This window comes from Actinomadura miaoliensis, from assembly GCF_039536785.1.
Taxonomy (GTDB): Bacteria; Actinomycetota; Actinomycetes; order Streptosporangiales; family Streptosporangiaceae; genus Spirillospora; species Spirillospora miaoliensis.
In genome coordinates, this window is the sequence record NZ_BAAAZG010000062.1 from 82,872 (window position 1) to 95,539 (window position 12,668).

At 73.6% G+C, this 12,668-nt stretch carries 12 protein-coding genes; 11 read left to right on the top strand and 1 reads right to left on the bottom strand.

Annotated elements, in window-relative coordinates; translation table 11 throughout:
• Nucleotides 1–161 precede the first annotated feature (161 nt).
• From ABD811_RS39090 to ABD811_RS39140, 11 genes are all read left to right on the top strand, one after another.
• Nucleotides 162–1,790 (top strand): ABC-F family ATP-binding cassette domain-containing protein, encoded by a 1,629-nt coding sequence (locus ABD811_RS39090; RefSeq protein ID WP_344957920.1) that lies wholly within the window; start codon nt 162–164, stop codon nt 1,788–1,790.
• A gap of 131 nt (nt 1,791–1,921) precedes the next feature.
• The gene (gene argC / locus ABD811_RS39095) at nt 1,922–2,950 is read left to right on the top strand and encodes an N-acetyl-gamma-glutamyl-phosphate reductase (protein WP_344957956.1); all 1,029 of its coding nucleotides are present in this window, start codon (nt 1,922–1,924) and stop codon (nt 2,948–2,950) included.
• Nucleotides 2,947–4,101, top strand: coding sequence for a bifunctional glutamate N-acetyltransferase/amino-acid acetyltransferase ArgJ (argJ, locus tag ABD811_RS39100; protein WP_344957923.1), 1,155 nt, complete (start codon nt 2,947–2,949; stop codon nt 4,099–4,101). The genes argC and argJ overlap by 4 nt, the downstream gene beginning before the upstream one ends.
• Complete coding sequence (gene argB, locus ABD811_RS39105) at nt 4,098–5,024, top strand: acetylglutamate kinase (protein WP_344957926.1); 927 nt, start codon at nt 4,098–4,100, stop codon at nt 5,022–5,024. The genes argJ and argB overlap by 4 nt, the downstream gene beginning before the upstream one ends.
• On the top strand, nt 5,021–6,229 hold the full coding sequence (locus tag ABD811_RS39110; protein ID WP_344957928.1) for an acetylornithine transaminase: 1,209 nt from the start codon (nt 5,021–5,023) through the stop codon (nt 6,227–6,229). Before argB ends, ABD811_RS39110 begins: the two co-directional genes overlap by 4 nt.
• 3 nt (nt 6,230–6,232) lie before the next feature.
• Entirely contained in the window at nt 6,233–7,144 is a 912-nt protein-coding gene (argF, locus tag ABD811_RS39115; RefSeq protein ID WP_344957930.1) for an ornithine carbamoyltransferase, read from the top strand.
• Nucleotides 7,145–7,146: 2 nt separating this feature from the next.
• Nucleotides 7,147–7,662, top strand: coding sequence for an arginine repressor (locus ABD811_RS39120; RefSeq protein ID WP_344957932.1), 516 nt, complete (start codon nt 7,147–7,149; stop codon nt 7,660–7,662).
• Between the two features lie 200 nt (nt 7,663–7,862).
• Nucleotides 7,863–9,284, top strand: coding sequence for an argininosuccinate lyase (gene argH / locus ABD811_RS39125; RefSeq protein ID WP_344957934.1), 1,422 nt, complete (start codon nt 7,863–7,865; stop codon nt 9,282–9,284).
• Nucleotides 9,285–9,452: 168 nt separating this feature from the next.
• The gene (locus ABD811_RS39130) at nt 9,453–10,115 is read left to right on the top strand and encodes a DNA-3-methyladenine glycosylase (RefSeq protein WP_344957935.1); all 663 of its coding nucleotides are present in this window, start codon (nt 9,453–9,455) and stop codon (nt 10,113–10,115) included.
• A 22-nt stretch (nt 10,116–10,137) separates the two neighbouring features.
• The gene (locus tag ABD811_RS39135; protein ID WP_344957937.1) at nt 10,138–10,512 is read left to right on the top strand and encodes a hypothetical protein; all 375 of its coding nucleotides are present in this window, start codon (nt 10,138–10,140) and stop codon (nt 10,510–10,512) included.
• A gap of 197 nt (nt 10,513–10,709) precedes the next feature.
• A complete protein-coding gene (locus tag ABD811_RS39140; protein WP_344957939.1) occupies nt 10,710–11,378 on the top strand; it encodes an Ig-like domain-containing protein in 669 nt (222 codons plus the stop codon).
• A 76-nt stretch (nt 11,379–11,454) separates the two neighbouring features.
• On the opposite strand, the gene ABD811_RS39145 is transcribed toward ABD811_RS39140, so the two are convergent.
• On the bottom strand, nt 11,455–12,668 hold a 1,214-nt coding region (locus ABD811_RS39145), incomplete at its 5' end, for a helix-turn-helix transcriptional regulator (RefSeq protein WP_344957941.1).

Below are 12,668 nucleotides of genomic sequence, written 5' to 3' on the forward strand. Positions count from 1 at the left end.
CGCGCGGCAGCACGCCGAAGGCGTCATGCGCGCACGTGACCTCAGGCAGGACTTTCCGTCCCGGGCTTTTTCGTGCCCGCGCGCCGTCCGTGCGCGCGTCCCGCGGTGTCTCCATGTGTTCCGCATTCGAATGTCGACGCGTTCATGGAGGGCCGCCACTGATGTCTTTTTCCATCGTCTGTTCGGATCTGTCGTTCGCCTGGCCGGACGGCACCGTGGTGCTGGACGGGCTGGACGCCGCGTTCGGCGCCGGCCGCACGGGCCTGATCGGTGTCAACGGGTCCGGGAAGTCCACGCTGCTGCGGCTGATCGCCGGGGAGCTGCGGCCGGCGTCCGGGACGGTGAGCGTGGACGGGCAGGTCGGCCACCTGCCGCAGAACCTGCCGCTCGGCACCGCCCGCACCGTGTCCGACCTGCTCGGGATCACCGCGACCCGCCGGGCGCTGCACGCGATCGAGCGGGGCGAGGCCACCGAGGACGACTTCGCCGCCGTCGGCGACGACTGGGACGTGGAGGAACGCGCCCGCGCCCAGCTCGACCGCCTCGGCCTGGAGCACCTCGACCTGGACCGCACGGTGGCGGCGCTGTCGGGCGGCGAGTCGGTCATGGTGGGGCTGGCCGCGCTGCTGCTGGCCCGTCCCGACGTCCTGCTGCTGGACGAGCCCACCAACAACCTGGACCTGGACGCCCGGCGCCGCCTGTACGACGCGGTCGCCGCCTGGCCGGGCGTGCTGGTGGTGGTCAGCCACGACCGGGAGCTGCTGGAGCTGGTGGACGAGATCGCCGACCTGCGCGACGGCGCCGTCCGCACGTTCGGCGGGAACCTGCCGGCCTACGAGGAGCTGCTGGCGGTGGAGCGGGAGGCGGCCGAACGCGCCGTCCGCTCGGCGGAGGCGCATCTGCGGCGGCAGAAGCGCGAGCTGGAGGAGGCACATGTGAAGCTGGCCCGCCGCGTCCGCTACGGCAACAAGATGTACGACAGCAAGCGCGAGCCGAAGATCGTCATGAACGCGCGCAAGCGGGAGGCGCAGGTGTCGGCGGGCAAGCACCGCATCATGCACGAGCAGCGCCTGGCCGACGCGCGCGACCGGCTCGCCGAGGCCGAGGAGGCGGTCCGCGAGGACGAGGAGATCCGGGTCGAGCTGCCCGCCACCGAGGTCCCGGCGGGCCGCACCGTGCTGACCGTCACCGGGCTGCGCGCGCCCGAGCCGGGCTCCCTGGAGGAGCTGATCGTGCGGGGGCCGGAGCGCATCGCGCTGGTCGGCCCGAACGGCTCGGGCAAGACGACGCTGCTGCGCGCGGTCGCCGGCGAGACGGTGCCCGAGGCCGGGGCGTTCACGGCGGGCACGACCGTCAGGACGGGCGTGGAGGGCGTGCGGTACCTCCCGCAACGCCTCGACGTCCTGGACGACGCGCTGAGCGTGGTCGACAACGTGCGGGCCTTCGCCCCGTCGGCGTCGGTGAACGCGGTGCGGGCCGGACTGGCGCGGTTCCTGTTCCGCGGCGCCCGCGCCGACCGGCCCGCGGGCACGCTGTCGGGCGGCGAGCGGTTCCGGGCGGTGCTGGCGGCGCTGCTGCTGGCCGAGCCCGCGCCGCGCCTGCTGATGCTGGACGAGCCGACCAACAACCTGGACCTGGCCAGCGTGCGCAGGCTCGGCGAGGCGCTGGACGCCTACCGGGGCGCGCTGATCGTGGTCAGCCACGACCTGCCGTTCCTGCGTGCGCTGGGCATCACCCGCTGGCTGCGCATGGACCGCGCCGCCGGACTGGCCGAGGTCGACGCCATGTGAGCGCGACCTGAGCTGGAACGACACGGTCGCCTGTCGCCGCCGACGGAGTAACGTTACGGACCCGGCTTTGAATATTCATCCATCATGCTGCATACTCTTGCTGAACGTGGTGAGAGAAGGGCGGGGTGCGGATGGGCATCCGGGCGGCGGTGGCGGGCGCCAGCGGCTACGCGGGCGGTGAGGTCCTGCGGATCCTGGCGGGCCACCCCGAGTTCGAGATCGGCACGGTGACGGCGGGCGCCAACGCGGGCACGCCGCTGGGCGCGCACCAGCCGCACCTGCGTCCGCTGGCCGGGCGGGTCCTGGCCGAGACGACGCCGGACGTCCTGGCCGGGCACGACGCGGTGTTCCTCGCGCTGCCGCACGGCCAGTCCGCGGCGATCGCCGAGCGGCTGGGCGACGACGTGCTCGTGGTCGACTGCGGCGCCGACTTCCGCCTGGCCGACCCCGCCGACTGGGAGCACTTCTACGGCACCCCGCACGCGGGCACCTGGCCGTACGGGCTACCCGAACTGCCCGGCCACCGCGAGCGCCTGCGCGGCACCCGCCGTATCGCCGTGCCCGGCTGCTACCCGACGGCCGTGCTGCTGGCGCTGTTCCCGGCGTTCGCCGCCGGGCTGGCCGAGCCGGACGTCGTGGTCGTCGCCGCGTCCGGCACCTCCGGCGCGGGCCGCGCCCTCAAGCCGCACCTGCTGGGCAGCGAGGTCATGGGCTCGGTCAGCGCCTACGGCGTGGGCGGCGGCCACCGGCACACCCCCGAGATGGCGCAGGGCCTCAGCGCCGTCGCCGGCGAGCCGGTCACCGTGTCGTTCACGCCCACCCTGGCGCCGATGAGCCGCGGCATCCTGGCCACCTGCACCGCCAGGGCCCGGCCGGGCGTCACCGCCGAGACGCTGCGCGCCGCCTACGAGCGGGCGTACGCCGACGAGCCGTTCGTCGGGCTGCTGCCCGAGGGCACCTGGCCCGCCACGTCCATGACCCTGGGCGCGAACACCGCGCTCGTGCAGACCGCCCTCGACGAGCGCGCCGGGCGCCTCGTCGTGGTCGCCGCCATCGACAACCTCGCCAAGGGCACCGCCGGGGGCGCCGTGCAGAGCGCCAACCTCGCCCTCGGCCTGCCCGAAGAACTCGGACTCACCACGATCGGAGTGTCCCCGTGAGCGTCACCGCCCCCCGGGGGTTCCGCGCCGCCGGCGTCGTCGCCGGGCTCAAGGACGGCGGAATCCGCGACCTGGCCCTGGTCGTCAACGACGGCCCCTCCCGCGCGGCGGCCGGCGTCTTCACCCGCAACCGCGTGAAGGCCGCCCCCGTCCTGTGGTCCCAGCAGGTCCTCCAAGGCGGCCGCGTGCGCGCGGTGGTGCTCAACTCCGGTGGCGCCAACGCCTGCACCGGCGCGGCCGGGTTCCAGGACACCCACGCCACCGCCGAGAAGGCCGCCGAGCTGCTGGCCGACTCGGCCGGCGAGATCGCGGTGTGCTCCACCGGTCTGATCGGCGAGCGGCTGCCCATGGACAAACTCCTGCCCGGCGTGGAGGCGGCCGTGGCCGAGCTGTCGCGCGGCGACGGGGGACTGGCCGCCGCCGACGCCATCCGCACCACCGACACCGTCGCCAAGATCGCCTTCCGGCCGGGCGACGGCTACATGATCGGCGGCATGGCCAAGGGCGCGGGCATGCTCGCGCCGTCGCTGGCCACCATGCTGTGCGTGCTGACCACCGACGCCGACCTGGACGCCGCCGCCCTCGACCGGGCCCTGCGCGCCGCCACGTCCGTCACCCTCGACCGGCTGGACGCCGACGGCTGCATGTCCACCAACGACACCGTGCTGCTGCTGGCGTCCGGCGCCAGCGGCGTCACCCCGGACGAGGCGGCGTTCACCGAGCTGCTCACCGACCTGTGCGCCGACCTGACCCGGCAGCTGCTGGTCGACGCCGAGGGCGCGGCCAAGGCCATCGCCATCGAGGTCGTCGGCGCCGCCAGCGAGGACGACGCCGTCACCGTGGGCCGCTCCATCGCCCGCAACAACCTGCTCAAGTGCGCCATCCACGGAGAGGACCCCAACTGGGGCCGGGTGCTGTCGGCGGTCGGCACCACCGACGCGGTGTTCGAGCCCGACCACCTCAACGTCGCCATCAACGGCGTGTGGGTGTGCCGCAACGGCTCGTTCGGCGACGACCGCGACAAGGTCGACCTGCGGCCCCGCGACGTCACCATCACCGTCGACCTGTCGGCCGGCACGCACAGCGCCACCGTCTGGACCACCGACCTGACCGCCGACTACGTCCACGAGAACTCGGCCTACTCGACATGAGCGACATCGTCTCCGGAGCGCGGGTGCGCAAGAACCGGGCCGGGGTCCTGGACAAGGCCGAGACCCTGATCAAGGCCCTGCCGTGGCTGGAGCGCTTCCACGGCAAGACCGTCGTGATCAAGTACGGCGGGCACGCCATGACCGACGAGGCGCTGCGCTCCACGTTCGCCGAGGACGTGGTGTTCCTGCGGTACGCGGGCCTGCGCCCGGTGATCGTCCACGGCGGCGGCCCGCAGATCAACGCCGCCCTCGACAAGCAGGGCATCGAGTCCACGTTCACCGCCGGGCTGCGCGTCACCACCCCCGAGGCGATGGAGGTGGTGCGGATGGTGCTGGTCGGGCAGGTCGGCCGGGACGTGGTCGGGCTGATCAACCGGCACGGCCCGTTCGCCGTCGGCATGTCCGGCGAGGACGCCAACCTGTTCACCGCCGAGCGCAAGCACGCCGTCGTGGACGGCGAGCCGGTCGACATCGGCCAGGTCGGCGAGATCGTCGAGGTGCAGGTCGACGCGGTGCGGGCGCTGCTGGACGACGGCCGCATCCCGGTGGTGTCCAGCGTCGCCCGCGGCGACGACGGCGAGATCTACAACGTCAACGCCGACACCGCCGCCGCCGCGCTGGCCGTCGCGCTCGACGCGGCCAAGCTGGTGGTCCTCACCGACGTGGAGGGCCTGTACGCCGACTGGCCCGACAGCGACGACGTCATCGACCGCCTCACCACCGACGAGCTGGCCGCGCTGCTGCCGGGACTGTCGTCGGGCATGGTGCCCAAGATGGAGGCGTGCCTGCACGCGGTGCGCGGCGGGGTGCCGCGCGCGCACGTGCTGGACGGCCGCGTGCCCCACTCGCTGCTGCTGGAGATCTTCACCGACGAAGGGATCGGGACGATGGTCCTGCCCAGCCCCATGGAGGCGGGGAAATGAACGACGAGCTGAGAAAGCGGTTCGAGGCCGCGTTCATGCCCAACTACGGCGTGCCGCCGGTGGCGCTGGCGCGCGGCGAGGGCAGCCGGGTCTGGGACGCCGACGGCAACGCCTACCTCGACCTGATCGCGGGCATCGCCGTCAGCTCCCTCGGGCACGGCCACCCCGCCCTGGTCGAGGCGGTCACCGCGCAGGTCGCGCGGCTGGCCCACACCTCCAACCTGTTCCTGCACGAGCCGGAGGTGCTGCTGGCCGAGCGGCTGCGCGACCTGCTCGGCGGCGACGGCAGGGTGTTCTTCGCCAACAGCGGCACCGAGGCCAACGAGTGCGCGGTCAAGCTGGCCGTCAAGCACGGCAAGGCGCACGGCCGCACGTACTTCGTGGCCACCGAGAACGGATTCCACGGCCGCACCATGGGCGCGTTGGCGCTGACGGGCAAGGCGTCCATCCGCGAGCCGTTCGGGCCGTTCGGCCTGGACGTGCGGTTCGTCCCCTACGGCGACGCCGAAGCCCTGGAGGCCGCCGTCACCGACCAGTGCGCGGCCGTGTTCCTGGAGCCCACCCAGGGCGAGGCGGGCGTCGTGCCCCCGCCGGACGGCTACTTCGCCGCGGCGCGGCGGATCTGCGACGCCACCGGCGCGCTGCTGGTGGCCGACGAGATCCAGTCGGCGATCGGCCGCACCGGCGCCTGGTTCGCCCACCAGCACGACAACGTCCGCCCCGACGTGCTCACCCTCGCCAAGGGCCTGGGCGGCGGCATGCCGATCGGCGCGTGCGTCGCGCTCGGCCCCTACGGCGAGGTGTTCGCCAAGGGTGACCACGGCTCCACCTTCGGCGGCAACCCCGTCAGCGCCGCCGCGGCCCTGGCCGTCCTGGACACCATCGAACGCGACGGCCTGCTCGCCAACGTCACCGAGGTCGGCGCGGTGCTGTCCGACGGGATCGCCGCGATCTCCCACCCGCTGCTGGCGGGCGTGCGCGGCCGCGGGCTGTGGCTGGGCGTGGTCCTGAACGGCGCGGTCGCCGCCGCCGTGGAGGCCGCCGCCCGCGACGCCGGATTCCTGGTCAACGCCCTGCAGCCGGACGCGGTCCGCCTGGCCCCGCCCCTGATCCTCACCGCCGGTGAGGCGCGGTCGTTCGTCGACGCGCTCCCGGCGATCCTCGACACGGCCGCCGAGGCCGTCCCGGCCGGTAAGGAGAACTGACCGATGGTCCGGCACTTCCTGCGCGACGACGACCTGACCCCCGCCGAGCAGGCCGAGGTCCTGGACCTGGCCGCCGAGCTCAAGCGCGACCGGTTCGCCCGCCGTCCCCTGGAGGGCCCGAGGTCGGTCGCGGTGCTGTTCGACAAGCCGTCCACCCGCACCCGCGTGTCGTTCGCCGTCGGCATCGCCGAGCTGGGCGGCCACGCCCTGGTCATGGACGCCGGCTCCAGCCAGCTCGGCCGCGGCGAGACGATCGCCGACACCGCACGCGTGCTGGAACGGCAGGTCAGCGCGATCGTGTGGCGCACCTCCGGGCAGGAGCGCATCGAGGAGATGGCCGACGGCACCACCGTGCCCGTCGTCAACGCCCTCACCGACCTGTTCCACCCCTGCCAGGTGCTGGCCGACCTGCAGACCGTCCGGGAGGCCAAGGGCGCCCTGAACGGCCTCACCCTGGCCTACTTCGGCGACGGCGCCAACAACATGGCCCACTCCTACCTGCTGGGCGGCGCCACCGCCGGCATGCACGTGCGGATCGCCGCGCCCGAGCAGCTCCCGCCGGACGCCGCCGTCGTCGACCGCGCCACCGAGATCGCCGCGGCGACCGGCGGGTCGGTCACCGTCACCGCCGACGCCAAGCGCGCCGCCGCGGGCGCCGACGTGCTGGCCACCGACACGTGGGTGTCCATGGGCCAGGAGGGCAAGGACACCTCCGTCTACGAGCCGTACGCGATCGACGAGGCGCTGCTCGCCCAGGCCGCCCCCGACGCCTGCGTGCTGCACTGCCTGCCGGCCTACCGCGGCAAGGAGATCGCCGCCGCCGTCCTGGACGGGCCGCAGAGCCTGGTGTGGGATGAGGCCGAGAACCGCCTGCACGCCCAGAAGGCCCTGCTGACCTGGTTGCTGGAGCACTGACCATGACCACCCCGCTCACCAAGACCGCCCGCCAGGCCCGGGTGATCGAGCTGCTCACCCGGCATCCCGTGCACTCCCAGGGGGAGCTGGCCAAGCTGCTGGCCGACGAGGGCGTCGAGGTCACCCAGGCCACGCTGTCGCGCGACCTGGTGGAGATCGGGGCGGTCAAGCTGCGCGCCCAGGACGGCAGCCTCATCTACGCGGTGCCCGGCGAGGGCGGCGAACGCATCCGCCGTGCCGCCACCGGCGCCGCCGAGACCTTCACCGGGCGGCTCGCCCGGGTGGCCGCCGAGCTGCTGGTGTCGGCCGAGGCGTCGGCCAATCTGGTGATCGTGCGCACTCCGGCGGGCGCCGCCCAGTACCTGGCCTCGGCGATCGACCACGCCGAGTGGCCCACCATCCTCGGCACGGTGGCCGGCGACGACACCGTCCTGGTGATCGCCCGCGACCCGGACGGGGGCGAGTCGGTCGCCCAGTCCCTGCTGCGCCTGACGAACGGACGCGAACGACGAGCCTAGGGGCCCACGCGCCCCCACAGGAACACCTGACCGCGTTCCCGGCCGAGATCGGGGCCGCACGGGACGGGGCATGCCGCCCTTCCCCGCGAAGTGGTCGTACGCTGATGCGGGACATCCCGCGTGACCCCGGCCCGAGACGGCCCGGGTGCAGCCGACGCGGTAGACAGAAACTCAGCCATGACGGTGGGAAGAGGAATTTCGTGACCAAGGCACCGACGCGACTGTGGGGCGGACGGTTCGAGGGCGGTCCGTCGGACGCGCTCGCGCGGCTCTCGGTGAGCGTCCAGTTCGACTGGCGGCTGGCCCCCTACGACCTCATGGGGTCGCGCGCGCACGCCCGCGTGCTCAACCGGGCGGGCCTGCTCACCGACGAGGAGCTCGACCGCATGCTCGGTGCCCTGGACGACCTGGAGGAGGCGTGCCGGTCCGGCGAGTTCCGGCCCACCGTCGCCGACGAGGACGTCCACACGGCGCTGGAGCGCGGCCTGCTGGAGCGCCTCGGCACGCTCGGCGGCAAGCTGCGCGCCGGCCGCAGCCGCAACGACCAGGTCGCCACCGACCTGCGCCTGTACCTGCGCGACCACGTCCGGCAGATCGTGCACCGGCTGGTCGAGCTGGAGACCGCGCTGATCGCCCAGGCCGACCACAACCTGGGCGTGGCCGCGCCCGGCATGACCCACCTGCAGCACGCCCAGCCCGTGCTGTTCTCCCACCAGCTGCTGGCGCACGTGCAGCCGCTGACCCGCGACATCGACCGGCTGCGCGACTGGGACCGGCGCGCGGCCGTCTCCCCGCTGGGGTCGGGCGCCCTGGCCGGCTCGTCGCTGCCGCTGGACCCGCAGGCCACCGCCGAGGAACTGGGCTTCGACTCGGCCGCGCCCAACTCCATGGACGCCGTCGCCGACCGCGACTTCGTCGCCGAGTTCCTGTTCGCCGCCGCGCTGATCGGGGTGCACCTGTCGCGGCTGGGCGAGGAGGTCTGCCTGTGGGCCTCGCAGGAGTTCCGCTGGATCGAGATGGACGACACCTACGCCACCGGGTCGTCCATCATGCCGCAGAAGAAGAACCCCGACGTGGCGGAGCTGGCCCGCGGCAAGGCCGGTCGGCTCATCGGCCACCTGGTGGGCCTGCTGACCACCCTCAAGGGCCTGCCCCTGACCTACAACCGCGACCTGCAGGAGGACAAGGAGGGCGCCTTCGACGCCGTCGAGACGCTGCTGCTGGTCCTGCCCGCGATGTCCGGGCTGATCGCCACGATGCGGGTCAACACCGAGCGGCTGGAGGCGACGGCGCCCGACGGGTTCGCCCTGGCCACCGACCTGGCCGAGCTGCTGGTGCGGCGCGGCGTCCCGTTCCGCGAGGCGCACGAGGTCGTCGGCCACCTGGTGGTGTGGTGCCAGGTCAACGACAAGGACCTCGGCGACCTCACCGACGAGGACCTGGCCAAGGTGTCGCCGCACCTGACCCCGGACGTGCGGGAGGTCCTGGACGTCCACGGGGCGCTGGCGTCCCGCAAGGCGTACGGGGGCACCGCCCCCGACCGGGTCCGCGAGCAGCTGAGCGCGCTGCGCGCCCTCGTCAACGAGCACGCCGCCTGGGCCGCGGGCCCCGACGAGAGCTGATCCCCCCATCTCCCGACAAGCGGTACGGTGACAGGCCGACGCACACCCCGGGCGTCCCAGGCGCCCGGGGTGGCACCCGCGCCGCGCCCGGAACCTCCACCCGGCGGCCCGCGTCCGCAGAGCGTGGACGGAGACGGGGCGGCGCCCAGGCGGCATCACGGTGAGGTCATGGACGAAGTTCTGCTGCGACGCGACTTCTTCGACCGTCCGGTCGACGAGGTCGCACCCGACCTGCTCGGACGTGTGCTCGCGCACCGTACGGACGAGGGCGAGGTCGCGGTACGGCTCACCGAGGTGGAGGCGTACGCCGGCCCCCTGGACCCGGCCTCCCACGCCTACCGTGGGCTGACCCCCCGCACGGCGGTGATGTTCGGCCCGCCCGGGCACGCCTACGTGTACTTCACCTACGGCATGCACTTCTGCGTCAACCTGGTGTGCGGCCCGGACGGCACCGCCTCGGCCGTCCTGCTGCGCGCCGGCCAGGTCATCGCGGGCGAGGACGTGGCGCGACGCCGCCGTCCACGCTCGACCGTACGGGACCTGGCACGCGGCCCCGCGAGGCTCTGCCAGTCCCTGGCCATCGCCCGCGAACAGAACGGCCTGGACGTCTGCTCACCCGGCGGCGAGCTGCGGATCCTGGCGGGCGACGGCCCCGTCGACCCGTCCCTCGTGCGGACGGGGCCGCGCACCGGCGTGAACGGCGGCAAGGAGACCCCGTGGCGCTTCTGGATCGACGGCGACCCCACCGTCTCCCCCTACCGCCCCCACGTCCCACGCCGCCGCGGTTCGGGGAAGGCCGGGAACTCGGGAGCGGCGACCGCCGATGCCTGACCGCCGTAAAGCGTCACGCGCGGTGGCGGTGGTCCTGACAGCGCTGCTCGTGCAGGGAGCCACGGCGCTGGTGCTGCTGCTGGACACGCGACTTCACCGTACGGAGAAGTTCGGCCGCATCGCCCAGCCCGCGACGGTGACGTACGAGGACGACAGGCGCCACTACGTCGGCGTCGTCCGGGAACGCAGCTGGATTTTCGGCCGCCACCAGGCCTACCGCCTGTACGCGGGCGGCAGTCCCGACCTCGGCTACGGCCACTTCGTCCGGCTGGAGTTCCTCGGGGTCGACCGGCCGGTGCCGGCCGGGGCCGACTGGCGCCGCGACGGCGTACGGGTCCGGTTCACCTCCGGGCACGAGGTGTTCGTCCCGGCGCGGTACTTCCTGGGCGGGCGATAGTACGACCCGCCGTCCGGTGCGCATCCGCCGCCCGGTGTTCAGGTCGTGATGACGGATGCGGCAATTCAGGGTGTCGTGCTCGCACGGGATGATGCCGGTCATATCGTCCGGCGTTTCCCGTCGCGGCGACGGATGCGGTCCGTCCGGGGGCCTCCCTAGCCTCATGATCGACTTTGCCGCCGAGGACAAGGACACCCATGAGGCAGAACAACCCCCCGAGCCGTTCGCTACCGTCGCGCGCCCTCGCGGGACTCGCCGCCGGCACCGTGGCCGCCGTGATGATCGGCGCGTCGCCCGTCACCGCCGTCGCCGCCGGCGACGGGGCGCCCGCCTGCATCGCCACGGACGAGATCGCCTTCCGCGGCCAGCCGCTGACCTGGCACGTCTCCGACCTCTGCGAGGATCCCGACGGCGACCCGATGACGATCGTCGGGGTCAGGACGCAGGGGGAGGGCACCGCCACCCACAGCACAGACACCGTCACCTTCCAGGGCGAGGTGCGGCCGGGTTACAGCGCGCAGGTGGACGTCACCGTCTCCGACGGCGCCGGCCAGAGCGTGGCCGAACTGAGGATCTCGCACGTCGATCCCGCCATCGGCACTCCGGTGGACGACTCCTACACCGTGCGACGCGGCCAGAAGATCATCTTCGATGTGCGCGACAACGACCAGAACGCCGCGGGCAATGGGGTGTGGATCATGAACGGCCCGTATCTGGGGGACGCCCAGTCGAACGACGACGGAACGATCACCTACACGGCGGCGGATCTCCCGGGGTCGGACACGTTCGAGTATTTCCTCACGAACCCCGCCAACGGGAACCAGAGCCTCCGTCCGGCGCGGGTCACGATCAAAGTCACCCAGTGAACGCGCCCCGGGTGTCCGCCACCGCGGGGCGGACACCCGGGCGGGCGCGGACCAGGCGCCGATGCCGGCGCCGGCGTCAGGGCGCCCTGCCCAGGTCGAGTCCCGCCAGTTCGCGGCGTGAGGCGACGCCGAGCTTGGGGAACGCCTTGTACAGGTGGTAACCGACCGTCCTCGGGCTGAGGAACAGCCGGGCGGCGATCTGCCGGTTGCTCAGGCCGGTGGCCGCCAGCCTGATGACCTGCAACTCCTGCGGCGTGAGGCGGTCCAGACCGCCGGCCTGGCGACCGGAGCCGACCCGGCGTTCGCCGGTGGCGCGCAGCTCGGCGCGGGCGCGGTCGGCCCAGGGCCGGGCGCCGAGCCGTTCGAATATCTCCAGAGCGGACCGCAGCTCGCGGCGGGCGTCGGCGCGGCGGCCGGCCCTGCGCAGCCACTCGCCGTACAACAGCTCGGTGCGCGCCCGCTCGAACGGCCGGTCGCCCCGCTGGTGCAGCCGGACCGCCTCGGCGTAGTACCGCTCGGCCTCCCGGCCGGAGGCCAGCAGCGCACGACAGCGCAGCGCCACCGCCTGAGCCCAGGCCTGACGGGTGTGCGCCGCCCACTCCGACCACCACTCCGACACCGTCCGCGCGATGTCGGACCGCCCCACCCGCACCGCCGCCTCCACCACGTCACCCGCCCGGTGCAGCGCCATCACGCCGCGTACGGCGGGTGCGGCATCGCCGTACTCCTCCTCGTCCCTGCGCAGGGCGGCCTCGTACCGGCCCATGGCGACGTCGAGCAGGTTCAGCGTGAGAAGGCGCAGTTCCCTCGCTGCCAGGTCCCTGACCTCGCCGACCCGCTCGGTCAGGGCCCGGCATCTGTCCTCGTCCCCCTCCAGGGCCGCCAGATACGCCAGGACGCCCGTCAGGTAGGCGGCGACCTGACGCTGGCCGGTGTCCCGGGCGACGCGCAGCCCCTCCTCGGCGCTGGCCGAGGCGTCACGGTGCAGCCCCCGGACGATCTGCGACCGGGCCGTCAGCGCCAGCGCCGTCGGCAGTACGCCGACGGCGCCTTGGGCCCGGCACTCGTGCTCGATGGCGAGGGCCCGCTCGTAGGCGGTGTCGTCGTCACCGAACACCAGGTCCCATATCGCGACCCTCGCACGCTGCTGTAGCCCCAGCGGCCGCCCGTGATCACGCAGGCCCTCCAGCATGTCGTGAAGCCACGCCCACGAGCTGGGCGGCTCCTCGGCGGCCGGCCGGGCCGGCTCCGGCGCGGCGCGCACCAGCCGGCCGGCGTTCCCCGCCGGCC